The 17,178-nt window shown below is 53.7% G+C and carries 15 protein-coding genes and 1 pseudogene; 14 read left to right on the forward strand and 2 right to left on the reverse strand.

Annotation, left to right across the window (positions count from 1 at the left end; translation table 11 throughout):
• Nucleotides 1-152: 152 nt before the first annotated feature.
• The 3 genes from nirB to SBI19_RS05985 all read left to right on the forward strand — a co-directional run bounded on the left by nirB (nucleotide 153) and on the right by SBI19_RS05985 (nucleotide 4,289).
• Nucleotides 153-2,633 carry a nitrite reductase large subunit NirB gene (gene nirB / locus SBI19_RS05975; protein WP_317965950.1) on the forward strand — a complete coding sequence of 827 codons (2,481 nt, stop codon included), beginning with the start codon at nucleotides 153-155 and terminating at the stop codon, nucleotides 2,631-2,633.
• 35 nt (nucleotides 2,634-2,668) lie between these two features.
• Nucleotides 2,669-3,001 carry a nitrite reductase small subunit NirD gene (nirD, locus tag SBI19_RS05980; protein ID WP_317965952.1) on the forward strand — a complete coding sequence of 111 codons (333 nt, stop codon included), beginning with the start codon at nucleotides 2,669-2,671 and terminating at the stop codon, nucleotides 2,999-3,001.
• Between the two features lie 196 nt (nucleotides 3,002-3,197).
• Entirely contained in the window at nucleotides 3,198-4,289 is a 1,092-nt protein-coding gene (locus SBI19_RS05985) for a uroporphyrinogen-III synthase (RefSeq protein WP_317965954.1), read from the forward strand.
• Nucleotides 4,290-4,394: 105 nt separating this feature from the next.
• On the opposite strand, the gene SBI19_RS05990 is transcribed toward SBI19_RS05985, so the two are convergent.
• A complete protein-coding gene (locus tag SBI19_RS05990; RefSeq protein WP_317965956.1) occupies nucleotides 4,395-5,240 on the reverse strand; it encodes an AraC family transcriptional regulator in 846 nt (281 codons plus the stop codon).
• 375 nt (nucleotides 5,241-5,615) lie between these two features.
• Between SBI19_RS05990 and SBI19_RS05995 the strand changes: the two genes are divergently transcribed.
• The 6 genes and pseudogenes from SBI19_RS05995 (at nucleotide 5,616) to SBI19_RS06020 (ending at nucleotide 10,869) form a co-directional block, all read left to right on the forward strand.
• Entirely contained in the window at nucleotides 5,616-6,560 is a 945-nt protein-coding gene (locus tag SBI19_RS05995) for an ABC transporter permease (protein ID WP_317965958.1), read from the forward strand.
• 15 nt (nucleotides 6,561-6,575) lie between these two features.
• A complete protein-coding gene (locus tag SBI19_RS06000) occupies nucleotides 6,576-7,448 on the forward strand; it encodes a carbohydrate ABC transporter permease (RefSeq protein WP_317965960.1) in 873 nt (290 codons plus the stop codon).
• A 99-nt stretch (nucleotides 7,449-7,547) separates the two neighbouring features.
• Entirely contained in the window at nucleotides 7,548-9,236 is a 1,689-nt protein-coding gene (locus SBI19_RS06005) for an ABC transporter substrate-binding protein (RefSeq protein WP_317965962.1), read from the forward strand.
• A gap of 280 nt (nucleotides 9,237-9,516) precedes the next feature.
• Nucleotides 9,517-10,110 (forward strand): TetR/AcrR family transcriptional regulator, encoded by a 594-nt coding sequence (locus SBI19_RS06010; protein WP_317965964.1) that lies wholly within the window; start codon nucleotides 9,517-9,519, stop codon nucleotides 10,108-10,110.
• A gap of 4 nt (nucleotides 10,111-10,114) precedes the next feature.
• Nucleotides 10,115-10,432 (forward strand): annotated as a pseudogene (locus tag SBI19_RS06015) (DMT family transporter); the annotation flags it as partial.
• Between the two features lie 110 nt (nucleotides 10,433-10,542).
• Complete coding sequence (locus SBI19_RS06020; RefSeq protein ID WP_317965966.1) at nucleotides 10,543-10,869, forward strand: DMT family transporter; 327 nt, start codon at nucleotides 10,543-10,545, stop codon at nucleotides 10,867-10,869.
• Between the two features lie 231 nt (nucleotides 10,870-11,100).
• Here the strand turns inward: SBI19_RS06020 and SBI19_RS06025 are convergent, their stop codons facing one another.
• Nucleotides 11,101-11,364: a hypothetical protein gene (locus SBI19_RS06025; RefSeq protein WP_317965968.1), complete on the reverse strand. Its 264-nt coding sequence runs from the start codon at nucleotides 11,362-11,364 to the stop codon at nucleotides 11,101-11,103.
• A gap of 197 nt (nucleotides 11,365-11,561) precedes the next feature.
• Here SBI19_RS06025 and SBI19_RS06030 point away from each other — a divergent pair, with 197 nt between their 5' ends.
• The 5 genes from SBI19_RS06030 (at nucleotide 11,562) to SBI19_RS06050 (ending at nucleotide 17,021) form a co-directional block, all read left to right on the forward strand.
• Nucleotides 11,562-12,425: a DUF72 domain-containing protein gene (locus SBI19_RS06030; RefSeq protein WP_317965970.1), complete on the forward strand. Its 864-nt coding sequence runs from the start codon at nucleotides 11,562-11,564 to the stop codon at nucleotides 12,423-12,425.
• A 79-nt stretch (nucleotides 12,426-12,504) separates the two neighbouring features.
• Nucleotides 12,505-13,335, forward strand: coding sequence for an aldo/keto reductase (locus tag SBI19_RS06035; RefSeq protein WP_317965972.1), 831 nt, complete (start codon nucleotides 12,505-12,507; stop codon nucleotides 13,333-13,335).
• Between the two features lie 126 nt (nucleotides 13,336-13,461).
• Nucleotides 13,462-13,890: an RrF2 family transcriptional regulator gene (locus SBI19_RS06040; protein WP_317965974.1), complete on the forward strand. Its 429-nt coding sequence runs from the start codon at nucleotides 13,462-13,464 to the stop codon at nucleotides 13,888-13,890.
• Nucleotides 13,891-13,979: 89 nt separating this feature from the next.
• Nucleotides 13,980-14,291, forward strand: a complete 312-nt coding sequence (gene trxA / locus SBI19_RS06045; protein ID WP_317965976.1) for a thioredoxin — start codon at nucleotides 13,980-13,982, stop codon at nucleotides 14,289-14,291.
• 318 nt (nucleotides 14,292-14,609) lie between these two features.
• Nucleotides 14,610-17,021 (forward strand): YcdB/YcdC domain-containing protein, encoded by a 2,412-nt coding sequence (locus tag SBI19_RS06050; RefSeq protein WP_317965978.1) that lies wholly within the window; start codon nucleotides 14,610-14,612, stop codon nucleotides 17,019-17,021.
• Nucleotides 17,022-17,178: the final 157 nt, after the last annotated feature.

Here is a 17,178-nt window from a genome sequence, read left to right on the forward strand (position 1 = left end):
GCATGGTCTGCGGGAGGGATAGGCTTTTTATGTCTCTAAGATGTAGTTCAAAAAGTCGTCTTCTGAAATTTTGAACATGCAATCTAAGGAGACGGCGGCTGCCAGTAACGTGCGAATATAAAGAGAAATGGGCTTCGACAGGAGGAGAGACGATGAAGAAACTAGTAATGATCGGCAACGGCATGGCTGGCGTATCGTTTGTAGAGCAGCTGCTTAAGCTGAACCCTCATCGGTACGACATTACGATTATTGGATCGGAACCTCATCCGAACTACAACCGGATTATGCTTTCCTCAGTGCTGGCCGGTGAAGCGACGATGGAAGATATCGTATTGAACAGCTGGGAATGGTATAAAGAGAACAATATTCAGCTGCATGCCGGACAGACGGTGACGGCAGTGGATACGGAAGCGCGGACGGTAACGACGAATCTCGGACTTCAATTGGAATATGACGAGCTGGTGTTCGCGACGGGCTCGCTGCCATTCATGCTGCCGCTGCCAGGCGCAGACAAAGAAGGCGTTATCGCCTTCCGCGACATTAAAGACTGTGAGACGATGCTCTCCGCATCGCAGCAATATAAGAAGGCAGTCGTTATCGGCGGCGGTCTGCTCGGACTTGAAGCGGCTCGCGGCTTGGTCAATCTGAACATGGAAGTTCACGTTGTCCATATTCACCACTACCTCATGGAGCGTCAGCTGGATGAGACGGCGGCGAAGTTGCTGCAGGCGGAGCTGGAGCGTCAAGGGATGAAGTTCCTGCTCGCGAAGAACTCCGACACGATCATCGGCGGCGACCGCGTCGAAGGACTCACCTTCAAGGACGGCACATCCGTCGAGGCGGATCTGATCGTCATGGCAGTCGGCATTAAGGCGAACTCGCTACTTGCGAAGGACGCGGGCATTACGGTTAACCGCGGCATCGTCGTAGATGATTATATGCAGACGAATATCCCGAACGTGTATGCAGTCGGCGAATGCGCCGAGCATCGCGGTATCGTATACGGACTCGTCGCTCCGCTCTATGAGCAAGGCGCCGTATTGGCGAAGAAGCTTGCGGGTATTGAAGCGGATGGTTATCAGGGTTCGGTTCTGTCGACGAAGCTGAAGATCTCCGGCGTCAACGTATTCTCCGCAGGCGACTTCTCCGACGGACCGGATACGAGAGCGCTGCGAGTGCAAGACGATCTGGACGGAATTTATAAGAAGGTTGTGTTCAAGGACGGCAAGATTTCTGGTGCTGTACTGTTCGGCGATACGTCGGAAGGCTCCAAGCTGTTCTCTTATATACGCAAAGGCGAGAGCTTCGCGGGCCGCGAGAAGGAAGTATTGTTCGGCTCGGGTGGCGGCGGCGGTAAAGCGAGCGGTCCCGATGATCAAGTGAAAGCGATGAGCGGCGACGAAATCGTCTGCGGCTGTAATGGGGTAACGAAGGATACGATCGTTGAAGCCATTACGGAAAAAGGCTGCGTAAGCGTCGGCGAGATCAAGGCGTGCACGAAGGCGTCTGGCTCCTGCGGCGGCTGTAAGCCGCTGGTTGAAGCGATCCTGCTGGCGACGGTTGGTGCGGATAATGTCACGGCCGTGAAGGAAGGCATCTGCAGCTGTACGACACACTCGCGCGATGAAGTTGTAGAAGCGATCAAAGGGATGCGCTTGACGACCTCCCGTGAAGTAATGGCAGTGCTCGAGTGGAAAAATCCGGAGGGCTGCTCCAAATGCCGTCCAGCGCTCAACTACTACCTCGGCATGGTATGGCCGGCGGAGCATGAAGATGAGCTGGAATCGCGTTTCGTCAACGAACGGAACCACGCGAACATTCAGAAGGACGGCACATACTCCGTTGTGCCTCGTATCTACGGCGGCGTTACGACGCCGGAGGATCTGAAGCGGATTGCGGAAGTAGCGGAGAAATACGAAGTGCCGCTTGTGAAGATTACCGGCGGTCAGCGGATCGACCTGCTCGGCGTGAAGAAAGAGGATCTTCCGAAGATGTGGAAGGATCTCGACATGCCGTCGGGCTACGCTTACGGCAAGACGCTTCGTACCGTTAAGACGTGCGTCGGCAAGACGTTCTGCCGCTTCGGCACGCAGGATTCGATCCAAATGGGCATCGATATGGAGAAGAAATTCGAGCGTCTCAATACGCCGCATAAAGTGAAGCTGGCCGTGTCGGGCTGCCCGCGGAACTGCGCGGAATCGACGATCAAGGACCTTGGCGTTATCGCGATCGACGGCGGCTGGGAGATCTATGTCGGCGGCAACGGCGGTACGAAGGTCCGCGCAGCGGAGCTTCTCGTCAAAGTGAAGACCGAAGAAGAAGTGCTGGAATGGACGGGTGCATACCTGCAGTACTACCGTGAGGATGCGACCTACCTGGAGCGCACGAGCGAGTGGGCGGCGCGCGTTGGTCTGGATGCGATCAAGAAAGCGCTGGAGAAGAAGGAAGACCGTGATGCGCTGAACTCGCGGATCGATCATACGCTCGGTCTGACGCAAGACCCATGGAAACAAATCATCGAGAATGACGAGCTTCGCAGCGCTTTCGATGCATTGACGGCACCGGTTCATGCAGAAGCTGCAGCAACGGTAACGAACAACGGAGCGGCCGATCTAGGGAATAGCCCGGCTTAGTATAGAGAGAGAGCGATTCGAGAGGAGAGAGCGGCATGGAGCAATATTTGATCGGACATATTACAGAGTTTCCGGAGCGCCGGGGTAAGGTGTTTCGAATGGGAGAGCTGGAGCTTGCGCTGTTCAAGCTGAGCGACGGCACCGTGAAGGCGGTCGAGAACAGCTGCCCGCATAAGCAGGGGAAGCTGTCCGAAGGGATGGTATGCGACGGTCATGTCTACTGTCCGCTTCATGACTGGAAGATCAACTTGACCAATGGCATCGTGCAGGACCCGGACGAGGGCTGTGTCCGCACGTTCGAGATTAGCGTAGACGGAAGCGGCAATGTGCTGCTCCATCTCGACGGCGTGAAGTCTAAGGTTTCTTAAAACGTTTCTGTAAGAAACGTACATCGGAAGCATACGCTTAACGTTTCCTAACGGAAACGTGCTTCGAAAGCATACGCTCAACGTTTCCGTTAGGAAACATACATCGGAAGCATACGTTTCATGGTTCTGTAAGAACTATACTCGCAAGCAACAACTACTGCGTTTCCTCCGGAAACGTTAAGAGGAGCTGGTAGGAATGCGACTGGAAGGCAAAACAATCGCAGTGACGGGACCGCGCAAAGCAGACGAAATGGCGCGCATGATCGGCAAGTTCGGCGGAACGGCGGTCATCCGTCCGGCACAGGGAACCGTGTTCCTTGATGACTCGCAATTTGCTGAGCAGCTGCAATCATTGATCGAGAAACCTGTAGATTGGCTCGTGCTGACGACTGGCGTTGGAACCGAGGCGCTGCTTGCAACGGCCGAGAAGCTGGGGCAGCTGGACCGCTTCATTGAGACGCTGCGCGGCGTGCATATCGCGGCGCGGGGTTACAAGACCGTCAACGTGCTGCGCAAGGTAGGGCTGACGCCGGAAGTGCGCGACGAGGATGGGACGACGGCGGGGCTTCTGCAGCTGCTGAATGCGTACAATCTAGCGGGCAAACGAGTCGGACTGCAGTTGTATGGCGACCCTGCGCCTAAGCTGAATGCTGTGCTGGAAGCAAGGGGAGCGATCTGCGAGGAAATTCTGCCTTACCGTCACATCCTGCCGGAGGGCGATGCGATTGCACTGCTTATCGGCGAGATTATCGCAGAGCAAGTAGACGCCGTTGCTTTCACCAGCACCGTGCAAGTTCGAAGCTTGATGAGCGAAGCGGCGGCCGCAGGTGTTCGCGAACAGGTGCTGCGTGCCTTCGAAGGCAGCGTGCTCGCTGTTGCGGTAGGCAAAGTGACAGCCGAAGCGGTGCGGGAGGAAGGGGTAACGCGAGTGCTGTTCCCCGAGGAAGAGCGGATGGGCAGCATGGTTGTCGCGCTGTCGCGCTACTACGATGCCGCTGCTCTTGCTTCAAGAGTGACTGCGGCGATATCCAGAGAGCAGGCAGGCCGCGATCACCTTAGCGCAGCTGCCCCTTCAGCAGCTGTTAAGAAGCTGCGCGCTGTCAGCAAGGATGCCGCAGCGGAAACGGCTCCGCCAAGAAGCGGCGGGATCCTGTCCTCGGCGGTCGCGCTTGTCGGACTGTCGAAGCTCTCGGATACAGCGGTATTCAGCGGTCTTTCCGCAGATCAAGCGGCTGCCGTAGAGGCGGCCAACGTCTCTGGCGAATGCTCTAAAGGAACGGTCGTATAACGACAACAGATAAGCCTGCGGCACTCGCGAATTGCGATGCAGCAGGCTTTTTGTTAACACATAAGAGCTTATAAGTTATCGAGTCCTCAATGGCACCGATCAACGTCAATCATCCGCATCCGCATCGGAATCGATCAATGCGCTCGACTCTCCGATTCGTACGCCCCGATACATGCCTGCCTTGGAAGGCGGATACCCCTTAATCGCCCGGAATACGTTGCTGAAATAGCTGATGTCATTGTAGCCGCAGCGCTGCGCTGCATCGGAGACGGAGAAGCCGCCGCCCGACAGCATCATTTCGGCATTGTTCACGCGAATGAGATTGATGAAATGACGGATGCTGTAGCCGGTGCTGGATTTGAATAGCTTGCCCAGATAGACGGGGTGCAGATTGACTACCTTCGATAAACTCGCCATATCCAGCTCGTCCGGGAAATGGTCGATAATGTGCTCTTTTACTTTGTTTATTCGAACATCGGCATTGGAGACCGGTGAATGCTGGAGAGCGTTCGACAGCAGCCGATGGAGCAGAAGAAGCAGAATTCCCTTGGCAGCTATTCGATAGCCGGGCTGCATGCCGCTCCATACCCGATTGAATTCGAGAAGGTATTTCAGTATTTCATCCGTCATTTGATTTTTGGTAACGGTCGCGAACGGAAAACGGAGCCCGTCTTCAGGCATCGTCAGCAGAAAGTTAAACGCATACGAATGCATCGGATCGTCCTTGAATGTATGAGCCTCTCGCTCGCTTCCGGATTGAATGAACAGCATATCCCCCGCTTCCACCGTAATTTTCTCGCCGTCCACATAGTAGTTGGCCTTGCCTCCCACGACGAACGTCAAATCGTAGAAATCGATTTTCTTGCGGATAATTTCCCAATCAGGAAAACAGCGGCGATCCACGAACAGGAACACTTCGGGGTTTATCGACTCGAACGGACTGAACTCCATCGCATCTATCACTCCACAATACTTCGAATGGCTGCCTATCTACGGAACAGATGGGCTGGACAACCATCATAACATGATCGTGATTCCGTTCAAGACTACGCCGTAAAGATGTTTAATAATTACAAACGGATCTTGTTTTCCTCTATGTAAAATAAACGGTTCGTTCTATAGAATACTAATCAGCAGCAGCAATGACAGCGGATACAAACCCAAATGCGTATCTATTATTCCCGTTTTCAATATTTAATTATTATACATGGGGTTCATGACGCTCCCCGCACATCTTTAATTATTCATGTCCATAACACTCGGAATGTACGCGTGTACATTGGTCGAACGAATTCGGGTTAATTCAATCATGAAAGTGGTGGATGTATGTCGAATGCGAAACATGTAATGTTGAAGCCTTCTCTTGTAGGGCATGTCCGCAAAGAGTGGAAGCTGTACTCATTTCTCCTCATTCCGATCGCGTACTTCGTTATCTTCAAGTACTTGCCCATGCTTGGAAATGTAATCGCTTTCCGTAAGTATCGGGGCGGTCCGAACATCTTCGGTACCGAGTGGGTAGGCCTGCGCTACTTCCATATGTTCTTGAAGGACCCGACTTTCTGGCGGGCGTTCTACAATAACATTTTCCTCAGCGTCACGTACTTGGCCTTCCGCTTCCCGATCACCTTGATATTCGCACTGCTGCTCAATGAGCTGCGGAATATGCGAGTGAAGAAGCTTGTTCAGACCGTGTCCTATCTGCCGCACTTTATATCGATGGTCATCGTGGCAGGGATGATCAAAGAAATCGTCTCCGAGAAGGGTCCTATCAATACGCTGCTGAGTCACCTTGGGATGGAGACGATACAATTCATCTCGCTGCCCGAATGGTTCCCGACGATCTACATCACGTCCGGTATCTGGCAGGGACTAGGCTGGGGTACGATTCTGTATCTTGCGGCAATGACAAGCATCAATACCGAATTGTACGAAGCAGCCAGCATAGATGGCGCCAGCCGGTTCCGCAAGGCATGGCATGTTACAATCCCAGGCATCTTGCCTACCATCATGACGCTTCTGATTCTCGATATCGGCGGCATCATGGGTTCCAACTTCGAGAAAGTGCTGCTTCTCTATAATCCGCTTACGTACGAGACGGCAGACGTTATTTCGACTTACGTGTACCGGATGGGTATCGGCGGCAAAGAAGGCATCGGCGGCAACTTCAGCTTTGCTACCGCGGTTGGCTTGTTCGATGGCGTAATCGGTTTGATTCTGGTGAGCTTGGCGAACTTCGTTTCTAAGAAGACGACCAAGACAAGCTTGTGGTAGAAGGGAGTATCCTGCATGAAGGTTTCAGCCTCATATCGTACATTCCAAGGGCTTAACGCGTTGGTCATGTTGTTCGTAGTCGTCTTTACGCTCTACCCTTTCGTTTATTTGGTCGCGCAGTCCTTCAGTTCGGAGGCTGCCATTTACGCAGGGAAGGTCACCTTATTTCCGGTCGACTTCACGGCGAATACGTATAAGCTCCTTTTGCAGAAACCGGAGTTTTACAAATATTACAGCAACACGATCCTATACGCCGTGCTCGGCACTCTTATCTCCGTATCTTTGACGGCTATGCTGGCTTATCCGTTGTCGAAGGAGAAGCTTCGCTTGAACAAGTTCTTCATCCCGTTCGTCCTGTTCACGATGTACTTCGGGGGCGGTTTGATTCCGAACTACGTGCTTGTCGCACAGATGATGCATATGCGGGATACGATCTGGGCGATCATCATTCCCGGCGCGATCAGCGCATTCAATGTCATCTTAGTGAAGACGTTCTTCGCCGGTTTACCGAATGAAGTCGACGAAGCCGCGAGAGTGGATGGCCTAGGCACGTACGGCATTTTCGCAAGAATCACGCTGCCGCTCTCCAAGCCGATTCTAGCGACGATGGTGTTGTTCAGCATGGTCGCAATCTGGAACGATTGGTTCCAAGCCTCGCTCTATTTGCAGACGAAGGACCATTGGCCGGTTGCCCTCTACTTGCGGCAAATCGTCGACAGCGCGATCGGCACGAACGAATTCAGCTCGTCCGACTCGGCTGCCACGCAGATTGCTGCAACGATCAAATCGACAGCCATGATCTTAACTTCATTGCCGATTATCTGTATCTACCCGTTCGTGCAGAAATATTTCGTGCAGGGTATGCTGATCGGTTCCGTCAAAGGGTAACGAACCAACTTTCAACGCTTTGGTTTCACAGAAAGACCGCAGCTTACTGCAGTCATTTCTATCATTCATAAAAACGATGATGGGTTGAGGAGGCGTAGTATGAACAGATTTATGAAGGCAACTGGCGTAGCGCTTGCAGCGTCGATGGTTCTCGGTCTCGCAGCATGCGGCAGTGACAACGACAGCGACAAGAACGGGGAGTCTAGCGCTACAGAGAAAACAAGTGCGACAGAAACGGCTGGCAGCACAGAAACGAAAGCGCTCGGTTACACATTCGGCGAAGATCAAACGTTCCACTCTGACGAGCCGGTGAGCTACTCCATGATGTTCAGCGATAACGAAGGTTATCCGTACAAGGAAGACTGGAGACTGTGGAGCGCGATCAAGGAGAAAACGAACGTATCCTTCGATCTGACGGTCACGGCGAGAACGGAGTACGAGAACCAGAAGACGCTGCTCGTGAACAGCGGCGACGCTCCTTACATCATTCCTAAGACATACGACGAGAGTCCATTCGTTGCCGGCGGACAGATCGTTCCGATCAGCGACTATGTCCAGTACATGCCGAATTACCAGAAGCAAGTGAAGGAATGGGGCATGGAAGAAGATCTGAAGGCGAAGCTGAAGGATGACGGCAAATATTACGTGCTTCCGGGACTGTGGGAAGTAGCGGGCGGCGGTTATTCGTACATCATTCGCAAAGACGTCTTCGAGAAAGCTGGCGTCGATGTCAAAGCGAACGAAGGCAACTGGACGTATGAAGATTTCTACGAGGCGATGAAGAAGGTTAAAGATTTCACGGGCGCTAAGTATGTGATGTCGGACCGCTTCAAAGGCGAATCGACGCTTAACATCGCAGCTGTCGAGTATGGCGTAACAGGCGGCTGGGGATTGTCCAACGGCTTGGTATTCGACCAAGACCAGAAGAAGTTCAATTTTGCCGATACGACGGAAGATTTCAAGAACTATGTGACGTACTTCAACAAGCTGTATAAAGAAGGCATTCTGGATCCGGAATCGTTCACGCAGGAAGACGATGCGGCGCTTGCGAAGTTCTACAAAGGCGACACGTTCGTAATCAACGGAAACTATCAGAACCTGGCGGATATGATGGCGAAGATGCAAGTGGCTGACGCGGATCTGTACATGATCGTACAGCCGGGCGGTCCTAAAGGTCAGCTGCAGATCGAAGCATCGCGTCTGGAGAACGGCGTCATGATCAGTCAGAACGCGCTCAAGGATCTGGGCGAAGAGAAGTTCATCCAGATGCTGCGTTTTGTGGACTGGCTGTGGTACTCCGAAGAAGGGCACACGCTGAGCCTGTGGGGCGTTGAAGGCGAGACGTATTCCAAAGATGCAGAAGGCAACATCAAGCTTAACGCCGATATTACGTATAACGGTCTGAACCCAACGGCGGAGAAGAAACTGAACGTCGACTATGGCTTCGGCGGCGGCGTATTCGCTTACGGCGGTTCGGCTAAGCTGAAGCTGTCGAAGATGTCCGATGGCGAGAAAGATTACAACGACCGCATTCTGTCGCTGCGCCAACCGCGTAAAGTCGCTCCTCCGATCATGGGATCCGCTGACGACAGCGAAGAGATGAACCTGATCTCCAAGCCGCTGATGGATTTCGTGAAGACGATGACGCTGAAGTTCATTACCGGCCAAGCCGATATCGGCAAAGAGTGGGACACTTACGTCAAACAAGCGGAAGCGAACGGAAGCACTCGTTACACCGATATGGCGAACGAGATCTTCGAGAAAACGAAGAGCAAGCTCGGCTATTAATTGAGCATTCAAGTTGTGCTGAACGCACGGCTTGAACCCGCGCTATTCTTAGAAAAGACCCGTAAGGATCGCCTGTGAAGGCTGATCGCTTAGGGGTCTTTTTTCTGGTTTTCAATTAAAAATTTTGAACCTAAGCAACAAAATATTCGTTCAATGCAACAATAATCGTGCAGCATCACACCTTCGTCCGCCTCTTGACTTCCCAGTCCCCCTCGGCTACAATGATCCACAGAAACGACTAACTAACGTTCGTTAGGCAAATCGAAACGAGGTCCATACGATGAACGATACGGCATATCGCATTCAACAAACGGCGCTCAAGCTGTTTACCGAATATGGATTTGAAGGAACATCGCTGTCCGATATTGCGAAGGAAGTCGGCATCAAGACGCCGTCTATTTATGCGCACTATACATCGAAGGAGCAGCTGTTTCTGACGCTTGTCGAAGACGTCATCGTCGAGGAGCGGGAGAAGTGGACGACGAAGATGAACGAGGAGTTGATTCATCGGCTGTCCGCGAAGGATCGTCTGCGGCTGCTGTTTGATTTTTATACGGATTTTGCAGGGATGTCGATTGGGCAGGCGTTCTTGAAACGCGTGATGCTTGCGCCGCCGCGAGGACTGGAGGAACGGCTGCGACAGCATATATTGGATTATGAGGACAAGATTACGGACGATCTTCATCGTCTGCTGCGCGCCGCAGGGGAAGAGGCGGGCGCTCCGCCAGTGGATTTGAACCGGCAGGTTGCCGTCGTATATGCGTTGATCGACGGTTTGCTCGTGGAATTCAAATTATACGATGCGAAGACGCATCGCCAGCGGGTTGAGGCGGTGTGGGTGTGGCTGTGGAACGGCATCATGAGAGGAGATTAATGCAATGGCTTGGTTATTTCTTATATTAGGCGGTTTTCTGGAGATCGCATGGGCGTTCGGCCTGCAGGAATCGCATGGGTTCACGCGGATCGTGCCGAGCGTATTGACGGTTGCGGCGCTTATTGCGAGCTTCGCGTTGTTCGCCAGGGCGATGCGCGTCATTGAGATCGGTACGGCGTATGCGATTTTCACAGGCATTGGTACGGCGGGTACGGCGCTAGTGGGCATCCTGTTTCTTGACGAGCCGGTGGAAATCGGCAAGCTCGTTTTCATTACGATTCTCATATGCGGCATAATTGGTTTGAAGGTCATCTCGGGCGATAAGAAGCCGGCTGTCGGGCAGGCCGAGACGGATGAAGGCGCAGCCGTCATCACGGACAGCGTCGACAATAGCGGGGCTGCGGCGTCCGAACGTCAGGAGGTGCGGTAATCATGGCTTGGTTGTTTTTATTGTTGTCAGGACTCGGCGAAGTGAGCGGGGTAACGTTCACGAAGCTGTCCGACGGGTTCCGCAAGTGGAAGGGTACCGTCGGCGCTGTGATCTCGGGTATCCTAAGCTTCTACTGCTTGTCGATGGCGCTGCGGGATATCCCGATCAGCACGGCGTACGGCATCTGGACGGGCATCGGCTCTGCGGGCAGCGTCCTGCTTGGCATGTTCCTGTTCGGCGAATCGAAGGATTGGCGCAAGCTGTTGTTCATCGGCATGATTATCATCGGCGTCATCGGACTGAAAATAAGCGGCGGGGCCGCACATTAGAACAAGCATCACCGGCATTTATTCTATAAAGCATAAACAAGCTCTTCCTGCAGCGTGTCGATAACGAGGCCGCAGGGAGAGCTTATTTTATTAGCGGCGCTCTGCGATGGCTGTCCATCTGCAAGAAAAGAGCGGTCGCCGTAGGAGGCGACCGCTCGAAGTAGGCGGGTGGGGCTTATCGGATCAGATGCCAAACATTCGGCAGGCAGGTCGGGGGAAACCATTGATGCTTTAAGTCTTGGATTGAAACGATTCCGCGAGTCCTCGTGCGCGTTCTTCATCCTGCTTGCGAACTTGCAGGGTGCGAACTCTGTCATCGCCGGTAAGCCTGGATTTGATGCCCTGTGACTTCAAGTACGCGTACAAGCGGTCAACGAGATCAATGCGTGTGTCGCTTTCGGTCTGAAGAATCGTCCAGCGTGTGCGGGATACGGAGACCAGGACGATAACAGCTGCCAGAACGATTACAACCAGCGCACTCCACAGCCATACCATGGGAAAGCACCACCTTCGGACAATAGTAGGATCACGTTCTGCTTCATTCTATTCGGTAAATTGGGCTCACATGACATGTAAATCCCGCACAGTTTCCTTGGCGAGCTTGAAAGGCCGCAATCGGTTCGAGTATATTCATGGAAGGAATTCATTCATGAAAAAGTCGGTGAGTCAGCGGTGAGGGAGGAAGGCGAAGGATGATCCAGATCGGACTAGCGGGCTGGGGCGATCATGATAAGCTGTATGCCGCACCTGGCGCTGCGAAGAACAAGCTGGCCGTCTACAGCAGCCTGTTCCCGGCCGTTGAGGTGGACAGCACGTTCTATGCTGTACAGCCGCAGCGTACGCTCTCGAAGTGGACGAGCGATACGCCGGCCGATTTTCAGTTCGTCGTTAAAGCCTACCAGGGCATGACCGGTCATACGCGCGGCCGTATTCCTTTCCCAAGCGAAGGCGTTATGTTTCGAGCATTTCGTGAATCGCTGCAGCCGATGATCGAGACCGGCAAGCTGGCAGCGGCGTTGTTCCAATACCCGCCGTGGTTCGATTGCACGCGCGACAATGTGAGAGTCGTTCGTGAGGCGCGAGCGCGAATGGCAGGCATCCCGTGCATGCTCGAGTTCAGACATCGGAGCTGGTTCGAACCGGATATGACGGAACGGACGCTCGATTATATGAGGCGGGACGAATGGATTCACAGCGTCTGCGACGAGCCGCAGGTCGGAGCGGGCTGTGTGCCGATTGTAGAAGCAGCGACCGACGAGAAGCTGACGCTCGTTCGATTTCACGGCAGGCACGTGGAAGGCTGGCTGTCGGGAAGTGCGCCGAATTGGCGCGATGTCCGTTACTTATACCGATATAGCGAAGCTGAGCTCGCGGAATGGGCGGAGAGGCTAATACGGCTGGAGCGGCTCTCGGAGCGGGTTATCGTTATTTTCAACAACAACTCGGGCGGGGATGCGGCGGACAATGCGCGTCAGTTGATGGCGATGCTGGGTCAACCCGTGCCGCCGCTGCCGAAGCCGGAGGAGCCGGATGCAGAGCAGCTAAGTTTGTTCTAGCTGTGAGGCTGGATTGTAGGACTACAACATATCAAAGCGTACTTTTTGAACTACTGCTAAAGGAAGAGGAGATCCCACGATGAGCATTCCGAAACATATCGCAGATACCGTAACATTGAACAATGGCGTTCGCATGCCTTGGCTTGGACTTGGCGTCTGGCAGGCGAAAGATGGGGAGCAAGTGGTCAATGCGATTCGTTCAGCGGTCGAGATCGGCTATCGCAGCATCGACACCGCCTCCTTCTACCATAATGAAGAGGGCGTAGGCCGTGCGATTCGGGAGTGCGGCGTGAACCGAGACGAGCTGTTCGTCACGACGAAGGTGTGGAACGACGATCAGGGTTATGAATCGACGCTTAAGGCGTTCGAGTCGAGCCGCCGCAAGCTGGGGCTAGATGTGATTGACCTGTATCTGGTCCACTGGCCGGTGAAGGGCAAATTCGTGGATACTTACCGGGCGCTGGAGAAGCTGTATCGCGAGGGCAGCGTTCGTGCCATCGGCGTCAGCAACTTCTTGGAGCCGCAGCTTCACGAGCTGCTCGCTCAGTGCGAAGTGATTCCGGCGGTCAATCAGATCGAGTTCCACCCGCTGCTGACGCAGCCGTCGCTTCGGTCGTTGTGCCGCGAGAAGGGCATTCAGCTCGAGGCGTGGAGCTCGCTCATGCAGGGTAATCTCGATCTGCCGCTGCTGAAGGAGCTGGCTGCGAAGTACGGCAAGTCGCCGGCCCAAATTATTCTCCGCTGGGATCTGCAGCGCGGCGTCGTGACGATTCCGAAGACGGTTACGCCTTCGCGTCTTGCAGAGAACGCGGCGCTGTTCGATTTTGAACTGTCCGAAGAAGATGCAGCCGCGATTGATGCGCTTAATAAAGGACGCCGTTTCGGCCCGGATCCGCTCACGTTCGTATAGCGATTGGCGTTGCGGCAAATCTGCATATTACGGCCGTTCGGAGAGCACCATATAGGTTGCCGCCGGCTTGACAGGGATAACTGTAACTGATATGATTACAGTATGAAGCGGGGTGGCAACCAGTAAATGAACAGTGAATTTACGATAGCCGTACACAGTTTGGTTTATTTGGCTTATTTGCCTGACGGTATGGCTTCGAGCGAGATGCTGGCTGACAATGTCAACACGAATTCCGCCCGAATCCGCAAGGTGATGAGCACGCTGCGCAAGTCGGGTTACGTTGCGACGCGCGAAGGCGCGGGCGGCGGGTACAGGCTTACAGCAGAGCCCGACAAGGTGACGCTTGGCGATATTTATCGCGTTATGGCGCAAGGGTCGCTCATGCCAAGCTGGTGCTCGGGCAACCCGGATATGGATTGCGTTGTCGGGTCGAACATGAACGAAGTGATGTTCGGCATTTTCTGCACAGCCGAGAAGCATCTGGAGTCTCATTTCAATGCCATTACGATTCGTGATGTGCTTGGACAGATTCGGGAATGCAGCGACTGCGAGTAGACAACCAACTGGCAGTCGGCGGTTAAGTTTAGCGGTATGACGGGTACCCCCCATTCCATACAAGATAACAAGGAGAGGAATGATACAATATGGCAGTTACACTGACGAAAGACAACTTCACGCAAAGCATCGAGAGCGGCGTTTCCCTCGTGGACTTCTGGGCGCCATGGTGCGGCCCTTGCAAAATGCAGCTTCCAATCGTTGAGGAGCTTGCGACGGAGCTTGAAGGTCAAGCTACGATCGGCAAAATCAACGTTGACGAACAGCCTGAACTGGCTTCCCAGTTCGGCGTCATGAGCATTCCTACGCTGATCCTGTTCAAGGACGGCCAGCCAGTCGACAAACTCGTTGGTCTGCAATCGAAGGATTCGCTCAAAGCAAGAATCGCGAACAACCTGTAAGGTTGACGTAATCGTGTAATCTTGAATCGTATCAGCAACAGCCTTCATTTTGCTCGCAAGAGCAGAGTGGAGGCTTTTTGTTTTACCACATAAGAATGTATAAGTTTTCGCGTCACTCGAAAAAACAAATTCTTATTGGCGTTAAAACCTACCTCTAAACGCGGTCGCTCATCTTCGAAAGGCTGCGATAGAGGCTTTATCATAAAAAATCCGCGATTTCCAGCAACTATTTCCACCCTTTCAGCGTTGAATTAATCAGATTGGAACGTAAAGCGATCATTTCCAGCTGTACCGAATATAACGGGAGGGATTCATGGAATGTCCACGAAGTCCAATAAGAACAAGAAACGCGCGAAGCTGCACACGCGCAAGCTTGTAGCGCTGGCAACCGCAACAGCGCTTACTCTTTCGCTGCCGGCAGGCGCTTTCGCAGCAACGAACGCCGCAGTTCCGGTCTCGACGCCTGCAGCAAGTGATTCATCGACAGGCGCGGGAGCGACCTCGTCATCGGCAGAAGGGCTGCCAACGACGGATCCGACGAATCTTGATACGGAGATCACCAAGTCAGAAGCGATTGCACTCGCTCAGAAATATGTAAGCATCCCGGAAACGTTCAAGCTGCAAAGCGCGAGTCTGTCCTCGTCCTTCCGCTCCAGCGGTCTGTACAGCGTATGGAGCTTGAGCTACACGTACCAAGTGAAGGAGCGCACGCTCGGTACGATCAATGTAACGATTGACGCTGACAATGGCGAGTTGATCGGCTACAACAGCTATACCGACACTTCCAACGTGAAGCCTGTCTATCCGCCGAAGGTGGATCGCGAACAAGCGGCGAAAGTCGCGCAATCGTTCATTGCCAAGGTGGCTGCGGCTTACAAAGATCAGATTCAGATTAACGCGTACGTCGGCGTCGACGAGAAGCCGCCGCTTACAGGCCAGGTTGTCCATTCGATCCGGTTCGACCGACTCGTGAATGGTATTCCTTTTGTAGAGAACTACATCGAAATGCAAATCGATGGCGAAGGCCATGTGCTAAGCTACAACCGCTATTGGGACGACACCGTCAAATTCGACAAAGCTGCCCCTGCCCTCACAGGCGACGAAGCGGCGGCGAAGCTGCAACAAGCTTTGAAGCCGACATTAGCGTACATCGTTCCTTATCAAATGAAGCCGCGCAAGCCGCTGCTCGTCTATAATACGGGGGCTGTTGCAATATCGGCGATTACAGGCGAGACGGTTGGCTCGCAGAGCAAACCTGGCAAGGAGACGCAGATCAGCTCGAAGCCGCTTGGCAGCAAACCGGCTGACGATGGCTCGCTGACGAAGGATCAGGCGGCCGCTAAGGTCGACGCCGCATTCGGCATTCCGAAAGATGCGAAGCTTACAAGTTCGCAATACGGGGAGTATGCGGATGATGTTACCGGCAAGAACAGAGCCTACTGGCAGCTCTCCTATTCGGTAGGGGATAACGATGAGAAGCGCGGCGGCAGCTCGATCTATGCGCAGGTAGACGCGCAGACGGGAGAGGTTCGCAGTTACTCGGCATACAAGTCTTCCAATGAGGGGACGGGTGTTACGTATGCGGCAGCACGGACGAAAGCGATTGAAGTATTGGGCAAGCAGCTGGGCTGGCTGGCCGACCAGTATTATTTGATGGAATACGATACGTCTAATTACGAGGATAAGAAGCCGGAACAAATCGGCAGCTACTACTTTAATGCGATCCGCAAAGTGGGTGGCGTGCCTGTCGATATGGAATCGGTTCAAGTATCGATCAATGCCTATGACGGCTCGGTGGAGAGCTACTGGTCCAACACGTCTGAACTAGAGTATCCGTCTAAGGCGCCGTCCGTTATCGGCGATGCGAAGGCTGCGGACGCTTGGATGGATTACTATCGCGTACAACTGACGTATCAGTCCGATTACAACTACTACTGGGATGGACAGCCGATTCCGATTGAGAAATACAAGGTTATGGTTGCAGCCGGGGAGATCAAACCGGATGAAGTGAAGTCGCAGGGCGAAGCGAAACTTGTGTATCAGCTCGTACCGCGCTATAACCTCGATCAGAACGTAACGCTCGACGCGCAAACTGGCCATTGGATCAACGCGGATGATGGTACGAACGCGACGCTGGAACGCCAGAGCGCAAGCGATATCGAAGGTCACTGGGCACAACGCGAGCTGGAGCTGATGGTCGCTTACAAAGCGCTTGATCTGAAGGACGGCAAGGTGAATCCGAATGCCGTCATAACGCGCGGCGAGATGATCAAGATGCTCGTGCTGGCGATGAACCAAGGGACGCCGATTTATTATGCTTCGGATGCGAAGGCTGAGGCAGCAGCTTCGTTCAACGACGTATCTGCGGATTCGGGCTACTTCGCTTATGTAGAGACTGCGCTGCAGCAGCAGTTGATCGATGTCGGTGACGGCACGTTCAATCCGGAGGGCAAGGTGGACCGCGAGGAATTGGCGGAGCTGATCGTGCGTGCGCTTGGCTATAACCCGCTTGCCGAGCATAACAATCTGTTCAACATCACGTTCTCGGATAGCGATAAGGTGGAACAGAAAGGGCAGGCGGCGATTGCTGTTGGCCTAGGCATTATGACGCTGCAGAACGGCAAGTTCCTGCCGGAGCGACAGGTGACGCGGGCGGAAGCGGCAACGGCATTCTTCCGTTTCCTGCAGTCGAAGGCGGATCTGAAGGAAGCGCCGCTGCGCGATAAGTAAAATCAGTAACGGGAAAGCTACGGCAATAGTAATCCCCGCTTGCGGCATTGCCGCGGCGGGGATTTTTTGTACGCATGCGTATGCTTCACAGGATGAAACTAAATGCTTTGCCTAGTTCGATAAGGTGCAGAAATGCACCATATAGGGCCATCCCGCC

Source organism: Paenibacillus sp. CCS19 (genome assembly GCF_033239625.1).
Lineage (GTDB): Bacteria > Bacillota > Bacilli > Paenibacillales > Paenibacillaceae > Paenibacillus_T.